This window comes from Pseudomonas sp. H1_D04, assembly GCF_054683855.1.
Genome location: NZ_CP162826.1, coordinates 2,267,840 through 2,291,827, shown reverse-complemented (window position 1 = coordinate 2,291,827; position 23,988 = coordinate 2,267,840). Strand labels below are relative to the sequence as shown.

General features: G+C 60.1%; 19 protein-coding genes and 1 pseudogene. 13 read left to right on the top strand and 7 right to left on the bottom strand.

Annotated features, from left to right (window positions below; translation table 11 throughout):
- Positions 1-9: 9 nt before the first annotated feature.
- From tssE to AB4N82_RS10380, 8 genes are all read left to right on the top strand, one after another.
- Complete coding sequence (tssE, locus tag AB4N82_RS10415) at positions 10-525, top strand: type VI secretion system baseplate subunit TssE (protein ID WP_005792513.1); 516 nt, start codon at positions 10-12, stop codon at positions 523-525.
- Entirely contained in the window at positions 522-2,381 is a 1,860-nt protein-coding gene (gene tssF / locus AB4N82_RS10410) for a type VI secretion system baseplate subunit TssF (protein WP_095185221.1), read from the top strand. Before tssE ends, tssF begins: the two co-directional genes overlap by 4 nt.
- Complete coding sequence (tssG, locus tag AB4N82_RS10405; protein WP_032884439.1) at positions 2,345-3,388, top strand: type VI secretion system baseplate subunit TssG; 1,044 nt, start codon at positions 2,345-2,347, stop codon at positions 3,386-3,388. The genes tssF and tssG overlap by 37 nt, the downstream gene beginning before the upstream one ends.
- A complete protein-coding gene (gene tssH, locus AB4N82_RS10400; protein WP_032884440.1) occupies positions 3,381-6,056 on the top strand; it encodes a type VI secretion system ATPase TssH in 2,676 nt (891 codons plus the stop codon). Before tssG ends, tssH begins: the two co-directional genes overlap by 8 nt.
- Before the next feature lie 160 nt (positions 6,057-6,216).
- Positions 6,217-8,157 (top strand): type VI secretion system Vgr family protein, encoded by a 1,941-nt coding sequence (locus tag AB4N82_RS10395; protein WP_122681902.1) that lies wholly within the window; start codon positions 6,217-6,219, stop codon positions 8,155-8,157.
- 15 nt (positions 8,158-8,172) lie between these two features.
- Positions 8,173-8,604 (top strand): DcrB-related protein, encoded by a 432-nt coding sequence (locus AB4N82_RS10390; protein WP_032884442.1) that lies wholly within the window; start codon positions 8,173-8,175, stop codon positions 8,602-8,604.
- Positions 8,605-8,616: 12 nt separating this feature from the next.
- Positions 8,617-13,068 (top strand): RHS repeat-associated core domain-containing protein, encoded by a 4,452-nt coding sequence (locus tag AB4N82_RS10385; protein ID WP_460104881.1) that lies wholly within the window; start codon positions 8,617-8,619, stop codon positions 13,066-13,068.
- Positions 13,059-13,538, top strand: a complete 480-nt coding sequence (locus AB4N82_RS10380; protein ID WP_095185226.1) for an Imm26 family immunity protein — start codon at positions 13,059-13,061, stop codon at positions 13,536-13,538. Before AB4N82_RS10385 ends, AB4N82_RS10380 begins: the two co-directional genes overlap by 10 nt.
- A 93-nt stretch (positions 13,539-13,631) precedes the next feature.
- On the opposite strand, the gene AB4N82_RS10375 is transcribed toward AB4N82_RS10380, so the two are convergent.
- From AB4N82_RS10375 to AB4N82_RS10365, 3 genes are all read right to left on the bottom strand, one after another.
- Positions 13,632-13,907, bottom strand: coding sequence for an HU family DNA-binding protein (locus tag AB4N82_RS10375; protein WP_003176958.1), 276 nt, complete (start codon positions 13,905-13,907; stop codon positions 13,632-13,634).
- Positions 13,908-14,098: 191 nt separating this feature from the next.
- Positions 14,099-15,247, bottom strand: a complete 1,149-nt coding sequence (locus tag AB4N82_RS10370; RefSeq protein ID WP_122763981.1) for an NAD(P)/FAD-dependent oxidoreductase — start codon at positions 15,245-15,247, stop codon at positions 14,099-14,101.
- A gap of 36 nt (positions 15,248-15,283) precedes the next feature.
- On the bottom strand, positions 15,284-15,451 hold the full coding sequence (locus AB4N82_RS10365; RefSeq protein ID WP_032884447.1) for a rubredoxin: 168 nt from the start codon (positions 15,449-15,451) through the stop codon (positions 15,284-15,286).
- A 195-nt stretch (positions 15,452-15,646) separates the two neighbouring features.
- Here AB4N82_RS10365 and AB4N82_RS10360 point away from each other — a divergent pair, with 195 nt between their 5' ends.
- A complete protein-coding gene (locus AB4N82_RS10360; protein WP_099601771.1) occupies positions 15,647-16,210 on the top strand; it encodes a chorismate--pyruvate lyase family protein in 564 nt (187 codons plus the stop codon).
- Entirely contained in the window at positions 16,210-17,100 is an 891-nt protein-coding gene (gene ubiA, locus AB4N82_RS10355) for a 4-hydroxybenzoate octaprenyltransferase (protein WP_032884449.1), read from the top strand. Before AB4N82_RS10360 ends, ubiA begins: the two co-directional genes overlap by 1 nt.
- Positions 17,101-17,132: 32 nt before the next feature.
- On the opposite strand, the gene AB4N82_RS10350 is transcribed toward ubiA, so the two are convergent.
- Positions 17,133-17,513 carry a COG4315 family predicted lipoprotein gene (locus tag AB4N82_RS10350; RefSeq protein ID WP_032884450.1) on the bottom strand — a complete coding sequence of 127 codons (381 nt, stop codon included), beginning with the start codon at positions 17,511-17,513 and terminating at the stop codon, positions 17,133-17,135.
- A 155-nt stretch (positions 17,514-17,668) separates the two neighbouring features.
- Between AB4N82_RS10350 and phoB the strand changes: the two genes are divergently transcribed.
- The 3 genes from phoB to AB4N82_RS10335 all read left to right on the top strand — a co-directional run bounded on the left by phoB (position 17,669) and on the right by AB4N82_RS10335 (position 21,338).
- The gene (phoB, locus tag AB4N82_RS10345) at positions 17,669-18,358 is read left to right on the top strand and encodes a phosphate regulon transcriptional regulator PhoB (RefSeq protein WP_032884451.1); all 690 of its coding nucleotides are present in this window, start codon (positions 17,669-17,671) and stop codon (positions 18,356-18,358) included.
- Between the two features lie 82 nt (positions 18,359-18,440).
- A complete protein-coding gene (phoR, locus tag AB4N82_RS10340; RefSeq protein WP_241089545.1) occupies positions 18,441-19,727 on the top strand; it encodes a phosphate regulon sensor histidine kinase PhoR in 1,287 nt (428 codons plus the stop codon).
- 270 nt (positions 19,728-19,997) lie between these two features.
- Positions 19,998-21,338, top strand: a complete 1,341-nt coding sequence (locus AB4N82_RS10335; protein ID WP_032884453.1) for a hemolysin family protein — start codon at positions 19,998-20,000, stop codon at positions 21,336-21,338.
- 3 nt (positions 21,339-21,341) lie between these two features.
- Here the strand turns inward: AB4N82_RS10335 and AB4N82_RS10330 are convergent.
- The 3 genes and pseudogenes from AB4N82_RS10330 to phoU all read right to left on the bottom strand — a co-directional run bounded on the left by AB4N82_RS10330 (position 21,342) and on the right by phoU (position 23,922).
- Positions 21,342-22,003 (bottom strand): annotated as a pseudogene (locus tag AB4N82_RS10330) (peptidoglycan DD-metalloendopeptidase family protein).
- 80 nt (positions 22,004-22,083) lie between these two features.
- The gene (locus AB4N82_RS10325) at positions 22,084-22,992 is read right to left on the bottom strand and encodes a response regulator (RefSeq protein ID WP_032884455.1); all 909 of its coding nucleotides are present in this window, start codon (positions 22,990-22,992) and stop codon (positions 22,084-22,086) included.
- A 168-nt stretch (positions 22,993-23,160) separates the two neighbouring features.
- The gene (gene phoU / locus AB4N82_RS10320; RefSeq protein ID WP_032884456.1) at positions 23,161-23,922 is read right to left on the bottom strand and encodes a phosphate signaling complex protein PhoU; all 762 of its coding nucleotides are present in this window, start codon (positions 23,920-23,922) and stop codon (positions 23,161-23,163) included.
- Positions 23,923-23,988: the final 66 nt, after the last annotated feature.

Sequence of the window (23,988 nt, the reverse complement as noted above, 5' to 3'; positions counted from 1 at the left end):
GCTGCTTTGGTGGTAACTGAAATCGCTTCCCGCGACCGTCTGCAACCGTCCTTGCTGGACCGGCTGACTGACGACGACCCAACCAACCCCAAGGAAAGCGCCGACAAACGCGTGCTGTCCCTGACCCAATTGAAAGCCTCGGTGCTTCGCGACCTGGCGTGGTTGCTCAATACCACGTCGTTGCTCGATGCCGACGCCACGCTGCACACCCCGGCCGGTACCTCGGTGGTCAATTACGGCCTACCTGCATTGGCGGGCAACAGCGTTTCCAGTGTCGATATCAAGGCTCTGGAAGCCCTGATCTACCAGGCGATTGCCACCTTTGAACCGCGCATCCTTCGCCATACCCTGCGGGTGAAGGCCCGCGTTGGCCATGGCGAGATGAATCACAACGCCCTGAGTTTCGAGATCGAAGGCGACCTGTGGGCGCAGCCGGTGCCGTTGCGCCTTTTGCTGCAAACCGACCTCGACCTTGAATCGGGCCACGTGCGCGTGGTCAATGCCGACCAGCGGAGACGTCCATGAATCCGCGTCTGCTGGAGCTGTACAACCAAGAACTGCATCACGTGCGCGAGAGCGCCGCCGAGTTCGCCAAGGAATACCCGAAGATCGCCAGTCGGCTGACGTTGTCTGGCATGGACTGCGCCGACCCGTATGTCGAACGTTTGCTTGAGGGCTTCGCTTACCTCACCGCCCGCGTACAGCTCAAACTCGACGCCGAGTACCCGACCTTCACCCACAACCTGCTGGAAATCGCTTACCCGCACTACCTGGCGCCGACCCCGTCGATGACCGTGGTGCAATTGCAGACCGACCCCGACGAAGGCTCCCTGGCCAGCGGCTTCCCGCTGCCGCGCGATACCGTGTTGCGTGCCGCCCTGGGCCGCGAAACCCAGACCTGCTGCGAGTACCGCACCGCACACCCGGTGACGTTGTGGCCGTTACAGGTCAGCAATGCCGAGTACTTCGGCAACCCCGCCGCAGTACTCGGTCGCCTGGCCGCCAGTGAGCCGAAAGCCAAGGCCGGCCTGCGCCTGACCCTGCGCACCGGCGCCGAATTGCCGTTCAACAGCCTCGACCTGGACAACCTGCCGCTGTACCTCAGCGGCGCCGACGAGCAGCCGTTCCGCCTTTACGAACAACTGCTGGGCAACGCCTGCGCGGTGTTTGCGCGCAAGCCGGGTGGCGATTGGGTTGAGCGGTTGCCCCAGGACGCACTGCGCTCCCGGGGTTTCGACGATGCCGACGCGGCTATGCCGGTCGTTGCGCGCGCATTCCAGGGCTATCGGTTGTTGCAGGAATACTTCGCCCTGCCCCACCGTTTCCTGTTCGTCGAATTCGCCGAACTGAGCCGCGCGGTCAAACGTTGCGACGGCCAGGAGCTGGAGCTGATCGTGCTGTTCGACCGTCACGAACCGAGCCTGGAAGGCAGCGTCGGCGCGGCGCAATTCCTGCCGTTCTGCACCCCGGCGATCAACCTGTTCCCGAAGCGCGTGGACCGCATCCACTTGTCCGACCGGGTCAACGAGCACCACGTGATCGCCGACCGCACACGGCCGATGGATTTCGAGATTCACTCGCTGAGCGGCATCACCGGCCACGGTACGGGGCCAGAGCAGCCATTCTTGCCGTTCTATGCGGTACGCGATCCATCCCGTTATGGCCGCGACCAGGCGTACTACACGGTGCGTCGCGAGCCGCGCGTGCTATCCAGCGACCAACGCCGCAATGGCCCACGCTCTACCTACGTGGGCAGCGAAACCTTCGTCAGCCTGGTGGACAGCCGCCAGGCGCCCTACGGCCACGACCTGCGCCAACTGGGCGTGACGGCGCTGTGCACGAATCGCGACTTGCCGTTGTTCATGAGCGTGGGCAATGGCAAGACCGACTTCACCCTCTCCGACAGCGCGCCGGTTTTATCCGTGCGTTGCGTCGCCGGCCCAAGCCGCCCGCGCGCCAGCCATGCCCATGACGCCAAGGCCTGGCGCCTGATCAGCCAGTTGTCGCTCAACTATTTGTCCCTGAGCGAACAAGGCCAGGGCGCGGGTGCCTTGCGCGAATTACTGCGCCTGTATGGCGACAGCAATGACGCCGCCCTGCAATTGCAGATCGAAGGTCTGCGCGACGTCAGCAGCAAGGCCGTCACCCGGCGCCTGCCGATGCCCGGACCGATCGTATTTGGCCGCGGTCTTGAGATCACATTGGAGTTCGATGAAAACGCGTTTCGCGGTACCGGCGTGTTCCTGCTCGGTGCGGTGCTGGAACGCTTCCTGGCACGCTACGTGTCGATCAACAGTTTTACCGAGACGGTGATCCGTACCACCGAACGCGGCGAGATCATGCGATGGAAAGCCAAGCCCGGGCGTCGTCCGACCCTGTGAGTACTTTGGATGCGATGCATCAGGAGCCCTGGGAATACGATTTCTTCCAGGCGCTGCGGCGTATCGAGTGCGAATCGCCGGACCTGCCGCGCCTGGGCCATTCCCTGCGCCTGGCAGACGACCCGCTACGCTTGGGGCAACAGGCCGATTGCACGTTCGCCCCGGCCACCCTGGCGTCGGTCGACCCCGGCGGCGATGGCAAACCCGCACGCCTGGAGCAGTTCTTCTTTGGCCTCGGCGGCCCGAACGGCCCGTTGCCGCTGCACATCACCGAGTACGTACGCGAGCGCCAGCGCAACAATGCTGACAGCACCAGCAAGCAGTTCCTGGACGTCTTCCACCACCGCCTGCTAAGCCTGTTTTATCGGGCTTGGGCCGAGGCGCGGCCGACGGTCAGCCATGACCGACCGGATGATGACTACTGGTCTGCACGCCTCGCCGCCTTAAGTGGTCGAGGCATGCCGAGTCTGCTCAACCAAGGGCTGATTCCCGACACGGCGAAGCTGCATTACAGCGGTCACTTATCAGCGCAAACCCGTTACCCAGACGGTTTGAAGGCAATCCTCGGCGAGTATTTCGGCCTGCCGGTGGAGATTGAAGAATACGTCGGCCAATGGCTGGAACTGCCAGAGCGCAGCCGTGTGAGTGTCAGCGCCAACCGGCTGGGTGTGGACTTTTGCCTGGGCAGCCATGTGTGGGACCGCCAGCACAAATTCCGTATCCGCCTGGGCCCGCTCAAGCTGGACGACTACATGGGCATGCTGCCCGGCAGTCAGCCGTTCAACGAGCTGGTGGCGTGGGTGGCCGAGTACCTGGGCCATGAATTGGACTGGGACTTGAACCTGGTTTTGCAACAACCCGAAGTACCGGCGCTGCAACTCAATGGCCAGTTCCGCCTGGGCTTTAACACCTGGCTCGGCAATCCCGAGCATGACGCCAACGACCTAATCCTGGCCCGGCATTACGCCGATCAAGCCACCACCTCAAGGAATCCAGAGCATGGGTGAAATCAGTCGCGCCGCACTGTTCGGCAAACTCAACAGCGTGGCCTACAAGGCCATCGAAGCCGCCACCGTGTTCTGCAAGTTGCGGGGCAATCCGTATGTGGAACTGGCCCACTGGTTTCACCAGTTGCTGCAACTGCAGGACTCGGACCTGCACCGCATCATCCGCCAGTTCAACGTCGAGCCGGCGCGCCTGGCCCGTGACCTCACCGAAGCCCTGGACCGCCTGCCGCGTGGCTCGACGTCGATCACCGACCTGTCGTCCCATGTGGAAGAAGCCGTGGAGCGCGGCTGGGTATACGGCAGCCTGATGTTCGGCGAAAGCCAGGTGCGCACCGGTTACCTGGTGCTGGGCATCCTCAAGACCCCAAGCCTGCGCCATGCGTTGCTCGGCCTGTCGTCTGAGTTCGACAAGATCAAGGCCGAAGCCCTGAGCGAACGCTTTGACGAATACGTCGGCGACTCGCCGGAAAACGCCTTGAGCGCCAGCGACGGCTTTAACGCCGGTGTTCCAGGCGAGGCCAGCGGCGCCATGGCACCGAGTGCGATGGGCAAACAGGAAGCCCTCAAGCGTTTCACCGTCGACCTGACCGAACAGGCTCGCAGCGGCAAGCTCGACCCTATCGTCGGCCGTGACGAAGAGATCCGCCAACTGGTGGACATCCTCATGCGCCGCCGCCAGAACAACCCGATCCTCACCGGTGAAGCCGGCGTCGGCAAGACGGCCGTGGTCGAAGGTTTCGCCCTTCGCATCGTCGCCGGTGACGTGCCGCCTGCACTGAAAGACGTGGAACTGCGCAGCCTCGATGTAGGCCTGCTGCAAGCCGGCGCCAGCATGAAAGGCGAGTTTGAACAGCGCCTGCGCCAGGTCATCGAAGACGTCCAAGCCTCGCCCAAGCCGATCATTCTGTTTATCGACGAAGCCCATACCCTGGTAGGTGCCGGTGGCGCCGCCGGGACGGGTGATGCAGCCAACCTGCTCAAGCCTGCCCTCGCCCGTGGCACCTTGCGTACCGTGGCCGCCACCACTTGGGCCGAGTACAAGAAGCACATCGAGAAAGACCCAGCGCTGACCCGCCGCTTCCAGGTCGTGCAAGTTGCTGAACCGTCGGAAGACAAAGCTCTGCTGATGATGCGCGGCGTGGCATCGACCATGGAGAAACACCACCAGGTGCAGATCCTCGACGAAGCCCTTGAAGCCTCGGTAAAGCTGTCTCACCGCTATATCCCGGCGCGCCAGTTGCCCGATAAATCCGTAAGCCTGCTGGACACCGCCTGCGCCCGCGTCGCCATCAGCCTGCACGCCGTACCGGCCGAAGTGGACGACAGCCGCCGCCGCATCGAAGCCCTGGAAACCGAGCTGCAAATCATCGCCCGCGAGCATGCCATCGGCATCGACATTGGTGCGCGCCAGAGCAACAGCGAAACCCTGTTAAGCGCCGAGCGTGAGCGCCTGGCGACCCTGGAAAGCCGCTGGGCCGAAGAGAAAACCCTGGTGGATGAATTGCTCGCCACCCGTGCCACCCTGCGTGAAAAGGCCGGGGTTGTGGACAGCGATGCGGGTAACAACGAGAGCGATGAGTTGCGCGCGAAACTGGTCGATCTGCAACAGCGACTGACCGCGCTGCAAGGCGAAACTCCGCTGATCCTACCGACCGTGGATTACCAGGCCGTGGCCTCGGTGGTCGCTGATTGGACCGGTATCCCGGTGGGCCGCATGGCTCGCAATGAACTGGAGACGGTGCTTAACCTCGACCAGCACCTGAAGAAACGCATCATCGGCCAGGACCACGCCCTGCAGATGATCGCCAAGCGCATCCAGACCTCCCGAGCCGGCCTCGATAACCCGAGCAAGCCGATTGGCGTGTTCATGCTCGCCGGCACCTCCGGCGTGGGCAAGACCGAAACCGCCCTGGCCTTGGCCGAGGCCATGTACGGCGGTGAGCAGAACGTGATCACCATCAACATGAGCGAGTTCCAGGAAGCTCACACGGTGTCGACCCTCAAGGGCGCGCCACCGGGCTATATCGGCTACGGCGAAGGCGGCGTGCTGACCGAAGCAGTGCGGCGTAAACCCTACAGCGTGGTGCTGCTGGACGAGGTGGAGAAAGCCCACCCGGACGTGCATGAAATTTTCTTCCAGGTGTTCGACAAAGGCGTGATGGAAGACGGCGAAGGCCGGGTGATCGACTTCAAGAACACCCTGATCCTGCTGACCACCAACGCCGGTACCGAGCTGATTTCCCGCGTCTGCAAAGACCCGGCGAACATCCCCGAGCCGGAAGAAATCGCCAAGGCCCTGCGTCAGCCATTGCTGGAGATCTTCCCGCCTGCCTTGCTCGGCCGCCTGGTGACGATCCCCTACTACCCGCTGAGCGACGAGATGCTCAAGGCGATCACCCGCCTGCAACTCAACCGCATCAAGAAGCGCGTGGAGAATACCCACAAGGTCGCCTTCGACTACGACGACGCGGTGGTCGACCTGATCGTCTCGCGCTGCACCGAAACCGAAAGCGGCGGACGCATGATCGACACCATCCTCACCAACAGCCTGCTGCCGGACATGAGCCGTGAGTTCCTCACGCGCATGCTTGAGGGCAAGGCGCTGGCGGGTGTGCGCATCAGCAGCCGGGATAATGAATTGCACTACGACTTCAGCGACGCCGAATAACGACTGTTGGAATGCGGTTTAAGTGTGGGAGGGGGCTTGCCCCCGATGGCGGTGAATCAGTCGCCTGATACCTCAACTGACACACTGCTATCGGGGGGCAAGTGCCCTCCCACATTTGAACTCAGTTTCTTCAGTTATTTAGTCATTTTCGAGACGCCCGATGCTATTCAACCAAGCCTCACGCCTGGCCAAGATCACCAGCCCCCTCGGGCCGGATGTGCTGCTGCTCAATGAAATGGGCGGCGGCGAAGAGCTGGGCCGCCTGTTCAACTATGAGCTGCAACTGACGTCCCTGGACGCCAACATCGACCTCAACCAATTGCTGGGCAAGCCGATGAGCGTCGGCGTGCAACTGGCGGACGGTGGTGAGCGGCACTTCCACGGAATCGTCGCGCGTTGCAGCCAGAACATCGATCAGGGTCAGTTCGCCAGTTATCAGGTGACGCTGCGCCCGTGGTTCTGGCTGCTCAGCCGCACCTCCGATTGCCGGATCTTCCAGAACCTGAGCATCCCGCAGATCATCAAGCAGGTGTTCCGCGACCTGGGTTTTTCCGACTTCGAAGACGCCCTGAGCCGGCCGTACCGCGAGTGGGAGTACTGCGTGCAGTACCGCGAGACCAGCTTCGATTTCGTCAGCCGCTTGATGGAGCAGGAAGGCATCTACTACTTCTTCCGCCATGAACAGGACCGTCACGTGCTGGTGCTGGCCGATGCCTATGGCGCCCACACCACGGTGCCAGGCTACGCGTCTATCCCGTATTACCCCAAGGACGAGCAGCAGCGCGAACGCGACCACATGCACAACTGGCACCTGGCGCAGGAAGTGCAACCGGGCTCCCTGGAGCTCAACGACTACGACTTCCAGCGCCCCAGCGCCAGCATCGACGTGCGCTCGGCCATGCCGCGCCCGCACACTGCCGGCGACTACCCGCTGTACGACTACCCCGGCACCTACGTGCAAAGCGCCGACGGCGAACACTACGCGCGCACCCGCATCGAAGCCCTGCAAACCCTGCATGAGCAAATCGAGTTCGCCGGCAACGCGCGCGGGCTAGGTTCTGGCCACCTGTTCAGCCTCACCGGCTTCAGCCGCCAGGACCAGAACCGCGAATACCTGATCGTCGGCTGTCGCTATTACATCGTCCAGGAAAGCCTGGAAAGCGGCGGCGGCTCAGGCTCGGCGCAGTTCGAAAGCAGCCTGACCTGCATCGACGCCCAACAAAGCTTCCGCCCGCTGGCCAACACCCACCGCCCCATCGTCAAAGGCCCGCAGACCGCCTTGGTTGTGGGCCCCAAAGGCGAGGAGATCTGGACCGACCAGTACGGCCGCGTAAAGGTGCACTTCTACTGGGACCGCCACGACCAATCCAACGAAAACAGCTCGTGCTGGATTCGCGTATCGCAGTCCTGGGCTGGCAAGAACTGGGGCTCGATGCAGATTCCACGGATTGGCCAGGAAGTGATTGTCAGCTTCCTCGAAGGCGACCCCGACCGGCCGATCATCACCGGCCGCGTGTACAACGCTGAGCAGACCGTACCCTACGATCTGCCGGAAAACGCGACCCAGAGCGGCATGAAAAGCCGTTCGAGCAAGGGCGGCACGCCGGCCAACTTCAATGAAATCCGCATGGAGGACAAGAAGGGGTTGGAGCAGTTGTACATCCATGCCGAGCGTAACCAGGACATCGTCGTCGAAGTGGACGAAAGTCACTCGGTAGGGCATGACCGCAACAAGAGCATCGGGCACAACGAGACGGTGACGATTGGGAATAACCGTGTGCGCATCGTCAAGCAGGAAGACATCCTTTCTGTGGGCAAGAGGAAAACCGACAGTATCAGCCAGAGCTACGTGATTGAAGTGGGCGAAAACCTACGCCTGGTCTGCGGTAAAAGCATTCTGGAGTTGAACGCCAGCGGGCAGATCAACCTGAGCGGCGTCAATATCAGCTTCCACGCCAGCGGCGATGCCGAGTTCAACACCGGCGGCGTGCTGCACCTGAACAACGGCGGCGGCCCCGGCGCCACGCCCGATGGCCAAGGCCAGAAAGGCGCCATTGACGCCAATATCAAGGCAGCGTTCCCCGCACCTAAAAGCTCCTGACGAGACCTGTTTGCCATGACGTACCGAATCAACGAATTCCAGTTTCAACTGCCCGCCAGTGAGTTGCAGGACGCGACGATCAACATCCTCAAGTTCCCCGAACTGGGCACGTCCCTGATCGTCAGCCGCAGCCTGCTGGCCGAAGGCGAAACCCTGCACAGCAACTTCAACGACCAACTCCAGCGCCTGGAAAAACAGGTGCAGGACTTGCGCTACCAACCGGGTGTCGATGTGCGCCTGGGCGCCGCGCAAGAGGTCGAAGGCATCGAGCTGCGCAGCCAGTTCAACAAGGGCAATGACAAGGTGTTCCAGTATCAGTTGGCCCTGGTGATACCGGGCACACGCAAGATGCTCGCGTTGAGTTATGTGAAGGCGGATAAGCTGGGTGATGCCGAGGCGGCGCATTGGGCGTTGATCAAGAACTCGCTGTCGTTCGACGCGCTTTGATGAGCGGCCTGCATGTCTGACGCACTTTGGGCGGCCCGGATGGGCGATGCGCTGACTCACACATCCATGATGGCCGATATCCTCGGTGGGGTGCTGGAGGTGGCGGCTAACGTGGCGATTACGGCGCTGGCAACAGCAGCAGTCGCGGCGGCTGTAGGCGTGACGATTGCCACTGCCGGTATTGGCGGCTGCATCCTTGGCGCGGTGGTGGGCATCGTGGTGGGCATGGCGATGAGCAAAACGGGGGCAGATAAAGGCCTCAGTAAGATGTGCGAGAACTTCAGCAACGCGCTATTCCCGCCCACGGTCGAAGCCACTATCGCCGTGGGGTCCACCAATACCTTTGTCAATGGCATTCCCGCTGCGCGTGCAGCCGGCTCCATTCCCTCACATGTGGCACCGGCAGGCACGGAGCTTGAACAGACACCGCCTGAACCCGACCCCATGCCGCAGCCCGAACCTGGCTTCCTGGATATGGCCGAGGGCTTCTTTTCCCAACTGTGGCGGCCGACCGTCGCCACGCCCTCTCCAGGCGTCATCCCTGCCCTCACGGACCTCGTCCTATGTGCCCGTCACCCACCGATGCCGCCGCAGCTTCTGGCCGAGGGTTCGGACAAAGTCACCATCAACGGCCAACCTGCTGTGCGCAGTGGCGACCGCAGCATGTGTGATGCGACGGTGGTGTCGTCGGGGCTGATCTCGCCGAACGTCACGATTGGTGGCGGTACCGTGGTCGTACAGGAGATTCGCAGCGGCAAGACGCCGGGTGTGGGCTTGGCGATTGAAGCGCTGATGATGTTGAAGGGGGCAAAAGGCAAAACCCTGAGCAACCTGCCGTGCATGTTGCTCAGTGGGGTGACTTCCTACGCGGTCAGCCAGGCCATGGGCGCAGCAGCCAATGCGACGATGGGGTCGCCCAACCCGGTGCATGCGGCGACTGGGGCAAAGGTGCTGGGCGGTGATACCGAGCTGGACTTTGTATTGCCGGGTATCTTGCCGATCGACTGGCAGCGTTTTTACAACAGCCGGGATGAGCGCCGCGACGGGATGTTTGGCGCGGGCTGGAGTGTCTCATACGAAGTCAGCGTAGAGATTCTGCCGCATCCGGATGGCGGTGAAGAACTGATCTACACCGACGAACAGGGTCGACGCATCAACCTGGGCTCGGTATCGCCGGGCAGTGCGATGTTCAGTGCGGGCGAAGGTTTGAGCGTTCGTCGGCACCGTAACGGGCAGTTGTTGATTGAGAGCAACAACGGGCTGTACCGATTGTTCGACAGCTCACCCACAGCCCCGTCACGTCTACGGTTGAGCCAGCTGGGAGACCGCAATGACAACCGCATTTACCTTGATTATGACCAGTCAGGGCAACTGTTTCGGCTGCGCGATACATTTGATCACGTACAGATTGAGCTGGTACACGCACTAGGCCGCGTCAGCCGTATCGATCGTGTGCGCGCCGACCAGCAACGCGAAACGCTTGCCAGCTATGGGTATGACGTAGCCGGAGAGTTGGCCGAAGTTCGCGATGCGTCTGACCAGATTCAGCGACGTTTCAGTTACGACGCTGGGCGGAGGATGGTCGAACACCAATTGCCAAGCGGACTGCGCTGCTTCTATGAATGGGGCCTGGTTGACGCCACTGAGTGGCGAGTTTTGCGACACTGGACCGATGAAGGCGATGAGTACTGGTTTGAATACGACCTGAATGCCGGCCTGACACGCATCACTGACAACCTTGAGCGTGTCAGTACGCGACTGTGGAATATCCAGCATCAAATCATCTCCTACACCGACAATCTTGGGCAGACGTGGCTCTTTGAGTGGAACGATGAGCGCCAACTACTCAGTACAACCGATCCACAAGGTGGGCGCTATGAGCTCAGCTATGACGAATCCGGCAACCTAATCGCTGAGCTGAACCCACTGGGGCATTCTCACTCAACGCTTTGGCTGGAGCATTGGGCTTTGCCTTTGGTGCAAACAGATGCTGCAGGCAACAGCTGGCGATATCGGTATGACCCGCGTGGGAACTGTGTAAGCGAAACCGATCCTCTGGAACACGTCACTCAGTACCGTTATGACGCCCATGGTCAGGTGGTGGAAATTATCGATGCGACAGGAAAGAGCAAACGCCTGAAATGGAATCACCTGGGCCAGCTCACCGAACGCATCGACTGCTCGGGCTACCCAACCCGGTTCAGCTACGACGACCGTGGCCTGCTCATGACCATTACCGATGCGCTTGGAGAGCGCACTCAGTTCAGTTATGACATGCAAGGCAGATTACTTCGCAGTCAACTGCCCGATGACCGAAGTGTTCACTACCAACGAGATGCTAGTGGCCAGCTGGTGAGTTACACCGACCCCGACGGTCACTCCACTTACTACGAGCGTAACCGCCGAGGCCAGGTCCGTCTGCGTGTGGACGCTCATGGTCGCCAGGTGCATTTTGCTTATGACGCCTATGGTCGATTGCAAACACTCACCAACGAAAACGCGCAGAGCTATCGATTTGCTTGGGATGCAGGGGACCGACTGACAGAGCAGTACAACCTGGATGGCAGTGTGCGTCGTTATCGCTACGGTGCTCTGGACAAAGTCGCCGTTGTTGAGGCTGTTCCTGCGGCCTATGGCAACGGCTTGGCGCTAGTCTCCTCTGAGCCGCAGGCTCCCATCGTCCATCACCTGGAGCGCGACGCCGTCGGGCGCCTGACTGCCAAAGTCACCAGCGATGCGCGCACTGAATATTGTTATGACGCCTTGAACCAACTGACGACTGTCAGGATGGTTGACCGCCAAGACCGCGAACATCTGTTGAGCTTTGCCTATGACGCACTAGGACAACTGGTGGAGGAGCACAATACTGCCGGAACCTTGCGCCATCGCCATGACGAACTTGGCAATCTGATACAAACCCAACTCCCCGACGGACGCTGGGTCAATCGGCTTTACTACGGCAGCGGACATTTACATCAAATCAATCTTGATGGCCGAGTCATCAGCGACTTTGAGCGTGATCGTTTGCACCGTGAAGTATTAAGGACTCAAGGCCAGCTCAGCACGCGCAGCGAGTTTGATCGTGCTGGGCGATTGCGCTCACGCCAGCGCATATTTTCCGCTGCGCTCTCGCCGTTCCCGAGCGCCGATCAACGTCAGTTTGAATATGATCCAAGCGATAATCTGATCGGTCGGCTCGATCAGCATTCGGGCCGACAACGCAGAAACTTGCTGCATTACGACGCTACCCACCGAATCATTGCCAGCCAGGACAGCCTGGGTGGACAACGTGAAACGTTTGCCTACGACGCTGCAGCCAATTTACTCGATGGTCCAGCCACAGGTGCCGGGCTGGTCGTTAATAACCAACTGCTCACCTATCAAGACAAGCGATACCGCTATGACGGGTTTGGCAGGCTGATCGAGAAGCGTAGCGCTAGCCGAGGCGCACAGCACTTCAGCTATGACGCAGAACATCGCTTGGTTGAAGTCGTCAATCAAAGCAGCGCCGGCCAAACCATTGTGCGCATGACTTACGACCCGGTGGGACGACGGGTCGCCAAGTGTGAATATGACAGTAACGGCTACGTCCTTGGGGAGACCCGCTTCACATGGGGCGGTTTGCAGTTGCTGCTTGAGAACCGTAACCAGCAGACCAGCCTGTACTTATACGAAGGCAGTGGCTACCAACCGTTAGCACGCGTTGACGGTGTAGGTACGTTGTCGAAAGTGCGTTATTACCACAATGACCTCAATGGCCTGCCCGAACTGCTGACCGAGTCCAACGGGCATGCACTATGGCAGGCCAGTTACCGGGTATGGGGTAATACGGTAGAAGAAATCCGGGAACCTTATTACATCGAAGAACAGAACCTGAGGTTTCAGGGGCAGTACTTCGATCGAGAAACGGGACTGAATTACAACACGTTTCGATTTTATGACCCCGACATCGGCCGGTTCACCACGCCTGATCCGATAGGGTTGGCGGGAGGAATCAATCTTTACCAGTATGCGAAAAATCCTGTCGGATATATCGATCCGCTAGGCCTGACGCCAGTTGACGCTCCTGGCTACAACGTATACGGCCTGTATGATCTGGACATAAATGGTAAGCCTGTCGGCGACCCCTATTACGTGGGCATCACCAACGACCTTGATCGAAGAACGGCAGAACATGTTGACTCTGGAAGGCTGACCGGAACGAGAAAAACCGGTTTGATCCCGATTGATGAGGACATCACTTATGGGAAAGCCAGGGGTTATGAACAAGCCTATATCGAACGCTATCAAACCAAGAACGGGATAATCGGCGAAAGCCCATCGGCCACCAACCGAGGCAATAAATACAACTCCTTCGATCACGACAACACCACGCGTGAACGAGGTCGCCATAAGTACTTTACAGATGCCTATAACAGCAAAAATTCCGGCCCAGGAAAAAGAGGAGGAGGAAAATGTCGTTGAGTAATTTCAAATTATTCGGCTGGGAAAAAAAGCCAAGAACGGTACTGCGCTCAATCAAGCCTGGGGATGTCTTCTGCTTTGAAGTGAGTAAAGGCCGTTACTGCTTCGGACGGATAATTGCCAAAGTCAGCGTCGGACACACTGCAGAAATTTATGACCTGTTTCTGCCTGAACCCACTGTTTCGGAGCAACAGATAAGCGCCGCAAAGAGAATAATTCCACCCGTTGTGCTGGACAGTTATGGTCTGTTCGATAAAAAAATATCGGGCGAGTGGCGAATCATCGGTTCAGGCCCCGAATTTATCCCTGGCGACGTAGAGAACTTTTATTTCGTTTATGGTGCAGAAGAAAACCGTAAAAAAGTCGACATATTTGGCAACACCAGCCCTGTCTCAAATGCTGCGTCACAGGACTACCCCGCCTACAGCCCAAAACAGGACGATCAAATAAAGTTCATGCTTGGCGCTTAGTTTCAATGGTACCCCCACAAAAAATGGGCACCCGACCCAGTCGGCGTGCCCATTTTTCCTACCACCCCGCCCCCTGTCGAGACGGCACTGCAATTACGCGTTAACAGTGTCTTTCAGCGATTTACCCGGCTTGAATGCGACGGTGTTGCTCGCCTTGATTTTCACAGGCTCACCGGTTTGCGGGTTTTTGCCGGTGCGGGCGCCACGATGGCGTTGCAGGAAGGTGCCGAAGCCAACCAGGGTGACGCTGTCCTTGCGGTGCAGGGCGCCGGTGATTTCTTCGAGAACGGCGTTGAGGACGCGGTTGGCCTGTTCTTTGGTGAGATCTGCTTTTTCAGCGATGGCGGCTGCGAGTTCTGGTTTACGCATGTGTGAAGCCTCTTTGACGGTTTTTTGTTGTTATGTCCGTGCTGCTCTCTTCTGGAGCAGCGCCCAAAGCGCCGCAGGCTCTACTCTGCGGCAGACGGGAGTGAGGATGGCATGCCCTCGCACGCTCCGCCAGTCTCGCGGCGACCTTTCTGAGGGTAGGAATGTGCTAATTCCGACAGAACGACCGGCATTTACGCCAGCAAAGGTGGAAGTTCTTTGTTGAGGGCCAGTTTTTCCATCACCGCCGTGCCCGTCAGCGCATAACCCAGCAGGCGACCGCTGGAGTCGCGGCACAGGGCCTTGATGTCGGCGCCCTGGCCTTCGACGCTCCAGACGCCTTCGGAGCCCCTTGGCGGCGGCGAAACCACCAGCGGGCAGACCGGGGTTTTCACGGTGACGGGCATCGGGCCGTAGCTGACGGCGGTGGCATTGCCGGCCAGGGTTTGGGCCAGAGCGCGGGCGCAGGTCATCAGAGGCATGACGTACAGCAGGTTCAGGCCGTCGACCTCAGCGCAGTCGCCCAGGGCGTAGATGTTGGCGTGGGAGGTCTTGAGGTGACGGTCCACCATGATCCCACGGTTGATTTGCAGGCCCGCGGCGGCAGCCAGGTCGATACGTGGGCGCAGGCCGATGGCCGAAACGACCAGATCGCAGGGGATCACTTCACCGTCAGAAAGGTGCGCTTCCAGCCCGTCCGCAGTGCGCTGCAGGCGGTTGAGCACCGGACCCAGGTGGAAACGCGCGCCCAGGCCTTCCAAGCCAGCTTGTACAGCGGCAGCGGCTGCCGGGTGCAGCAGGGTTGGCATCACTTGCTCGCACGGAGCGACCAGGTCGATTTCATAACCGCCAAGGATCAGGTCATTGGCGAATTCACAGCCAATCAAACCGGCGCCGAGCACCAGCACGCGGCGTTTGCCAGCAGCGGCAGCGCGAAAGCGTGCGTAGTCTTCAAGGTCGTTGATCGGGAAAATCAGTTCCGCCGCGTCGCCTTCAACCGGGACGCTTACGGTTTCTGCACCCCAGGCCAGGATGAGGTCACGGTAAACCACCGCTTCCTCGCCGATCCACAAGCGTTTGTGGCCCGGGTCGATGCCGCTGACACGGGTGTGAGTTCGCACTTCGGCCTTGAGTTGCTCGGCCATGGCGCCCGGCTCAGCCATGCTAAGGCCGTCGGCCTCCTTGTTTTTGCCAAAGCCGGTGGAGAGCATGGGCTTGGAGTAGGAGCGCCCGTCATCTGCGGTGATCAGCAGCAAGGGGGTTTCGCTGTCGAGCTTGCGAAACTCCCGGGCCACGTTATAACCGGCCAATCCTGTGCCGATGATCACGACAGGTGCGTTCATTCCATTCTCCTTGTAGTACGTTTCTTAAATTCGGGATTAAGCGATTTCGATCATTTCGAAATCCATTTTGCCCACGCCGCAATCCGGGCACAGCCAGTCTGCAGGGACATCTTCCCAACGAGTGCCGGGCGCAATGCCGTCATCCGGCCAGCCGTCGGCTTCGTTGTATATAAGGCCACAGACGATACATTGCCACTTCTTCATTACTTGCTTCCTCAGGTTCAGGCGTCTTGGCCGGCGGTCGTTGGATCCAGCGTTGCCGCGCGGCTCAGGGCGTTTTGTACTGATCGGGGCCGGCAGATGCAAGCGCGATCGACGCAAGGTGCCGGTTGAGCCCGGCAAAAGCCCAGGGTGCCATGGTAAGCTCGCCGCCTCTTTTGCTGCCAATACTGACTCACCGTGCCGCACTCAATCGCCCTCCCCGATGCTTGCCAATGGCTGATCCAGAGCCGTTTGAGCCCTCTGCCTACACCTTTGACCCTCAATTGGCTGTTCGATGACGGCTCGCTGACACGGCGGCTGACAGGGCTGTCCAACGACAGTTTCAGCGTAACGCCACTGTTCGAAGGCTGGCAGCCGCTGCGAGACGACGAGTGCGCCGCCCTGGACTTGGCTCCGGCCACTGTCGGCTGGGTGCGCGAGGTGTATTTACGTGGGCACGATCAGCCGTGGGTGTTTGCCCGCAGCGTGGCGGCGCGCAGTGCCTTGCAGGGCGATGGGCTGCACATGGATGAACTGGGCAGCCGCTCCCTGGGCGAGTTGCTGTTCTGCGATCAAGCCTTCACGCGCCAGGCAATCGAGGTGTGCCATTACCCACGGCAATGGCTGCCGACAGCCGATCAGGCGGATGGGCTATGGGCACGCCGCTCACGTTTTGATCGTGGATCGCTAAGCGTGTTGGTTGCGGAAATCTTCCTGCCGGACTTCTGGCACGTGCTGCATGAACATCCGGAGAACTGCTGATGTACCAACGTCTGCTCAAATCCCTGAACCGCCTGAACCCGAGGGCCTGGGACTTCATTCAGTTGACCCGGATGGACAAGCCCATCGGCATTTACTTGCTGCTGTGGCCGACACTCTGGGCGTTGTGGATTGCGGGCAAGGGCTCGCCCTCTTTCATCAATATTGTGATTTTCGTGTTGGGCGTGGTGCTGACCCGGGCGGGCGGCTGTGTGATCAATGACTGGGCTGACCGCAAGGTCGATGGCCATGTGAAGCGCACCGAGCAGCGCCCACTGGTGAGCGGAAAGATCAGCTCCAAAGAGGCGCTGGTGTTTTTTGCGGTGCTGATGGGTATCAGTTTCCTGCTGGTGCTGCTGACCAACGCCACCACGATCCTGTTATCCCTTGGTGGATTGGCGCTGGCGGCGAGCTACCCGTTCATGAAGCGCTACACCTATTACCCGCAGGTGGTGCTGGGCGCGGCGTTCTCCTGGGGGATGCCGATGGCCTTCACCGCCGAGACCGGCAGCCTGCCCGCTGCTGCGTGGCTGTTGTACATCGCCAACCTGCTGTGGACGGTAGGCTACGACACGTATTACGCGATGACCGACCGTGACGACGACCTGAAGATTGGCGTGAAATCCACCGCGATCCTGTTTGGCGATGCCGACCGCGTGATCATCCTGACCCTGCAAAGCCTGGCGCTGGTGTGCCTTTTGCTGGCGGGGACGCGGTTTGAGTTGGGCGGATGGTTCCATCTGGGGCTGCTAGCTGCGGCGGGGTGTTTCGCTTGGGAGTTCTGGTACACCCGCGACCGGGACCGCCTGAAATGCTTCAAGGCGTTTTTGCACAACCACTGGGCCGGGTTGGCAATTTTTGTTGGGATTGTGGCGGATTACGGGTTTCGATGAGGGGCGAGGCCCCTCACCGAGAGTGGCCTGAATCAGGGCTTGGCGACTTTCCAGGCGCCGTCCATTTTGCCGTCGCCGGTCATGTCGCCGGCCTTTTTATCCATGACGAAGGTATAGAGCGGCTTACCGTTGTAGGCCCACTGGCTCTTTTGGTCATCACGGGTGATCACAGTCCATTTGCCCATTGGCTTGTCGGTGGACTCGGCCATCAACGGCGGCCAGTTAGTCGCGCACTTGTCGTTGCACATGGATTTGCCATCGGCATCCTTGGCAAAGGTATAGAGCGTCATTTCCTTGTGATCCACCAGCATCCCGTCTTTGGTCATCGCCGGCTCCGCCGCGAACGCCAGGGTCGGCAGCGTCAACGCGGCCGTTACCAGCAGGGCTTTCCAGGAAACAGTACGGTAAGTCATAGGAACCTTCCTTTTGTGGTTGTCAGGATTCGGACCCAAAGGGTAGTCCAGAGTGCCGTGATTTGCCCAAGCGACTAAATTACTGTCACACGACTGCAATAATTCCGTTATCTAATGCGGCGCAAGACAGTTAAATGACAAGAGGATTTTTGAGCATGGTTGGCAGGAGCATTCTGATTGTTGACGACGAAGCGCCCATCCGCGAGATGATCGCCGTTGCGTTGGAAATGGCCGGCTATGACTGCCTGGAGGCTGAGAACTCCCAGCAGGCCCATGCCATTATCGTCGACCGTAAGCCGGACCTGATCCTGCTGGATTGGATGCTGCCTGGCACTTCCGGCATCGAACTGGCCCGCCGCCTCAAGCGTGATGAACTGACCGGGGATATTCCGATCATCATGCTCACCGCCAAGGGCGAAGAGGACAACAAGATTCAGGGCCTGGAAGTGGGCGCTGATGACTACATCACCAAACCCTTTTCCCCACGGGAGTTGGTAGCGCGCCTGAAGGCGGTATTGCGCCGCGCCGGCCCGACCGATGGCGAAGCGCCGATTGAAGTCGGCGGTCTGATTCTCGACCCGATCAGCCACCGCGTCACCATCGACGGCACACCGGCCGAGATGGGCCCGACCGAATACCGCCTGCTGCAATTTTTCATGACCCACCAGGAACGCGCCTACACCCGTGGCCAGCTGCTGGACCAGGTGTGGGGCGGAAATGTGTATGTGGAGGAGCGCACCGTTGACGTGCATATCCGCCGCCTGCGCAAAGCCTTGGGCGACGCCTACGAGAATCTGGTACAAACCGTGCGCGGCACTGGCTACCGGTTCTCCACCAAAAGCTGAGCCAACCCTTCTACTTCCTTAACAGCTGACAAGGACGCATGTTTAAGTGAACCAGAACTGGCATGGCACCCTGATCCGCCACATGCTTCTTTTGATCACCGGCTGCCTGTTGGTCGGGCTGATCAGCGGCTACTACGGCTGGAGCCTGGCCATCGGCATCGGCCTGTACTTGGGTTGGACCCTCAAGCAACTGCTGCGTCTGCACGAATGGCTGCGCCAGCACAAACCCGACGAAGCACCACCCGACGGCTACGGCCTGTGGGGCGAGGTGTTCGACAGTATTTACCACCTGCAACGCCGCGACCAACGGGTACGCGGTCGCCTGCAAGCGGTGATCGACCGGGTGCAGGAGTCCACCGCCGCGCTCAAGGACGCGGTGATCATGCTCGACAGCGACGGCAACCTGGAATGGTGGAACCGCGCCGCCGAGACCCTGCTGGGCCTCAAAACGCCCCAGGACAGCGGCCAGCCGGTGACCAACTTGGTACGCCACCCGCGCTTCAAGGAATACTTCGAGCAGGACAACTACGAAGAAGCCTTGGAAATCCCCTCGCCGACCAACGACCGTGTGCGCATCCAGCTGTACCTGACGCGCTATGGCAACAACGAGCACCTGATGCTGGTTCGCGACGTAACGCGCATCCACCAACTGGAGCAGATGCGCAAAGACTTCGTCGCCAACGTCTCCCATGAACTGCGCACGCCGTTGACGGTGATCTGCGGCTATCTGGAGACGCTGCTGGATAACGTCGACGAGATCAACCCACGCTGGAGCCGTGCACTGCAGCAGATGCAGCAACAAGGCTCGCGCATGCAGACCCTGCTCAACGACCTGCTGTTGCTGGCCAAGCTTGAAGCCACCGATTACCCCTCGGACAATCATCCGGTGGCGGTGCAAAGCCTGTTGCAGACCATCAAGAATGACGCGCAGGCCCTTTCCGGCGAGCGCGGGCAGCAGATCAGCCTGGAAGCCGACCCACAGGTGTTGCTCAAGGGCAGCGAAGGCGAATTGCGTAGCGCGTTCTCCAATCTGGTGTTCAACGCCGTGAAGTACACGCAGGACAAAGGCGCCATCCGCATCCGCTGGTGGGCCGACGAGCAAGGCGCGCACCTGAGCGTGCAGGACTCCGGCATCGGCATCGACGCCAAGCACTTGCCTCGCCTGACCGAGCGTTTCTACCGTGTCGACTCCAGCCGCAACTCCAACACCGGCGGCACCGGGCTGGGCCTTGCCATCGTCAAACATGTGCTGCTGCGCCACCGAGCGCGCCTGGAAATCAGCAGCGTGCTGGGACATGGCAGCACCTTTACCTGCCATTTTCCGCCGGCGCAGGTGACCCGTTCGCGGCTTGTCGGAAATGACGAATAACTCAAACACAGCACAAAACCAAATGTGGGAGGGGGCTTGCTCCCGATGGCGGTGCATCAGTATCAGATATGCTGACTGACACACTGCTATCGGGAGCAAGCCCCCTCCCACAATTGGAATTGTGCTGTTTCGAATAAGGCATTCCAGGCCCCACCCGGCGGTAACCACTAGGCAAGCGCCCCGCCAGCCGCTACATTGGCCGACTTGCGCCTGCCTCTCGGGCCTGCCTGTCACCCCTTATTGAACACATGGAACCTGCAAAACCCAATCATGGACCCTTCCCCTGGTATCACCCTCTCTACACTCTTCGCCGACTTCGGCATGATTCTTTTTGCTCTGATCCTGGTACTGCTCAACGGTTTTTTCGTTGCGGCGGAATTTGCCATGGTCAAGTTGCGCTCCACCCGAGTCGAGGCCATCGCCCACACCAACGGCTGGCGTGGACAGATCCTGCGTACCGTACACAGCCAGCTCGACGCTTACCTGTCGGCCTGCCAGCTGGGTATCACCCTCGCCTCCCTGGGCCTGGGTTGGGTCGGTGAGCCGGCGTTTGCGCACATCCTTGAACCGATGTTGGCCGCCGTGGGCGTCGAATCGCCGGAAGTGATCAAGGGCGTGTCGTTCTTTGCGGCGTTCTTCGTGATTTCCTACCTGCACATCGTGGTCGGTGAGCTGGCGCCCAAATCCTGGGCCATTCGCAAACCCGAGTTGCTGTCGCTGTGGACGGCGGTGCCGCTGTACTTGTTCTACTGGGCCATGTACCCGGCCATCTACCTGCTCAACGCCAGCGCCAACGCGATCCTGCGCATCGCCGGCCAAGGCGAGCCTGGCCCGCACCATGAGCACCATTACAGCCGCGAAGAACTCAAGCTGATCCTGCACTCCAGCCGTGGCCAGGACCCTAGCGACCAAGGCATGCGCGTATTGGCCTCGGCCGTGGAAATGGGCGAACTGGAAGTGGTCGACTGGGCCAACTCCCGCGAAGACCTAGTGACACTGGAATTCAACGCACCGCTCAAGGAAATCCTCGCACTATTCCGCCGCCACAAGTTCAGCCGCTACCCGGTGTACGACAGCGTCCGCCAGGAGTTCGTCGGCCTGCTGCACATCAAGGACTTGCTGCTGGAGCTGGCCGAACTCGACCATATCCCCGAGTCGTTCAACCTGGCCGAGCTGACTCGCCCGCTGGAGCGCGTGTCGCGACACATGCCGCTGTCGCAGTTGCTGGAGCAGTTCCGTAAAGGCGGCTCGCACTTCGCCGTGGTCGAAGAGGCCGACGGCAACATCATCGGCTACCTGACCATGGAAGACGTGCTGGAAGTGCTGGTCGGCGATATCCAGGACGAACACCGCAAGGCCGAACGCGGCATCCTGGCCTACCAGCCGGGCAAGCTGCTGGTACGTGGCGATACCCCGTTGTTCAAGGTGGAACGCCTGCTCGGCATCGACCTGGACCATATCGAAGCCGAAACCCTGGCCGGCCTGGTCTACGAAACCCTGAAACGGGTGCCGGAAGAGGAAGAAGTGCTGGAGGTTGAAGGCCTGCGGATCATCATCAAGAAAATGAAAGGACCGAAGATCGTACTGGCCAAGGTATTGATGCTCGATTGACCCTCAATTGCCCAACGCAAAGTTGGGCAATGCGCCCACCGGCTGGTTGAACTCATACGGGATCGACACCAGCCCTGCCTCGGTGGCGCGCTGTACCACAAAGTGCAGGTGCGGCCCGCTGCTGTTGCCGGTATTGCCCGACAACGCCAGCGGACTCCCCACCGCCACGCGCTGCCCTACCCTCACACTGACCGACCCTTGCTTCAGATGCAGGTAGACCCCCTCGGTGCCGTCATCATGCTGCACCCGCACAAAATTCCCCGATGCATCATTGCCCCGCCCGGCCTGCTCGTTCTCGGTCTTCACCACCACACCACTGCGCGCGGCGATGATCGGCGTGCCTTCGGGCATGGCGATGTCCATGGCGTAGCGGCTCTTGACGTCGGTGTGGCTGAAGCTGCCGCTGGGACCTTGGGTCAAGCGGAACGGACCGCCGCGCCAGGGCAAGGGGTAGCGGTAGGCTTGGGGTCGATAACGGGGGTTGGCCTGTCGAGCATTGGACGCTCGACCTTGCGTTCCTGGATCACAAACGCCTGGGCGCCGGGGGTTTGCCGGTCGCTGAAAAACACCACGCCATTGGCGTCAGTGGATTTGTAGAGGGTCATGGCCAAGGTCGAGGTGGTGACCGTGGCCAACCCGCAGCAGATCAAAAGACGAAGGAGCATGGCGCGAACCTGCCGGGATGACTGAGCGGCAGGTTAGCAAGGGTTAATGACAATCTTGTGGTGAGCTGAACCTTAAAGGATCAGGCACCCGGCACAAAATGCTTCTGAGCCGTACCGCGCGCAATCAGGCGGGAAATGTAGTCGAGTTTCTGCGCATCCTGGTCAATAAACCGGAAGGTCAGTTGCAGCCAGTCGCTGTCGGGCTTGGGCTCGAAGGCGACGATGGCGTGCAGGTAGCCGTTGAGACGGGCCACCTCGGCGTTGTCGCCTTGCTCAAGGTCGAGCACCGCACTTTCCAGCACCTGAGGCAGGACTTCAGTGCGACGCACTACCAGCAGCGCCTCCTTGATGCTCAGCGCTTTGATGACACATTGCTGAGTGCCGCTGGACAGCCGCAGTTGACCCTGGCCACGACCGGCGGCCGGCGCGGCGGAAGGGGCTTGCACTGGCGGGCTGTTGAGCAGGCCTTTGCTGGGCGCTGACGCCGCAGCTGCAACGGGGGCCGAACGCAACGCTTCAGGCTTGCCGCCCGTCAGGGCGCTCAGGGAATCGTTGCCGAAGGCCGAGTTCATTTTGGTCGGCGCGCTGGCAACCAGGGCGTCGAGGCGACCGACCTTGTGCAGGGCCTGTTTGACCTTGTTCAGCAGTTGCTCGTTAGTGAACGGTTTGCTGACGTAACCAGAAACCCCGGCCTGGATCGCCTGCACTACGTTCTCTTTGTCGCCCCGGCTGGTCACCATCACAAACGGCATGGCTTTGAGGTGCGGTTGCTCACGGCACCAGGTCAACAGCTCCAGGCCGGACATCTCCGGCATTTCCCAGTCGCACAGCACCAGGTCGAAGCTCTCGCGCATCAGTATGGTCTGGGCCTTCTTGCCGTTTACCGCATCTTCAAGCTTGATCCCGGGGAAGTAGTTGCGCAGGCACTTCTTCACCAGATCGCGGATAAACGAGGCGTCATCCACCACCAATACACTGACTTTACTCATCGACCCTTCATCCTATAAAAACTTCGGCACGCAGAACGCCTGACTGATGGCATTTTGCCAAAACTCGGTAGTCACAGCTGGACTTTATTTATTCCGCTGCGCAAAAAATTCAGACACCAGAAACGAAAACGCCCGACCAAAGGCCGGGCGTTAATTTCTCGGGCAACCTTACTTATCGTCAGATTCGCCCGGAACATTAGGGATTTGATCGGCGGAACCTTCAACTTCAGCCTTCATGCGCTTAAGGCCCATGTGCCGTACGTCAGTACCGCGAACCAAATAGATCACCAGTTCCGAGATATTGCGCGCGTGATCGCCGATCCGCTCCAGGGAACGCAGCACCCAGATGATGCTCAAGACCCGCGAGATAGAGCGCGGGTCTTCCATCATGTAGGTGGCCAGCTCACGCAGGGCTGTCTTGTATTCGCGGTCGATGACTTTGTCGTACTGCGCCACCGACAACGCCAGATCGGCGTCGAAACGCGCAAACGCGTCAAGCGCATCGCGCACCATGTTGCGCACCTGGTCGCCGATGTGGCGAACCTCCACGTAGCCGCGCGGCGCTTCGCCTTCCTCGCACAGCTGGATGGCGCGACGGGCGATCTTGGTGGCCTCATCGCCGATGCGCTCCAGGTCGATTACCGACTTGGAGATGCTGATGATCAAACGCAGGTCCGAGGCCGCTGGCTGGCGACGGGCCAGAATGCGCAGGCATTCTTCGTCGATATTGCGTTCCATCTGGTTGATCTGGTCATCAATCTCACGCACCTGCTGGGCCAGGCCCGAGTCGGCCTCGATCAGCGCGGTCACGGCGTCGTTGACTTGCTTCTCCACCAAGCCGCCCATCGCCAGGAGGTGGCTGCGCACTTCCTCAAGCTCGGCGTTGAACTGCGCGGAGATGTGATGGGTAAGGCCTTCTTTGCTAATCATGTTGGCGTCCTTGGAGCGTCCGGTAAGGTGCGGAGAACCGCAGCGTCAATGCAAACAGAACCACAG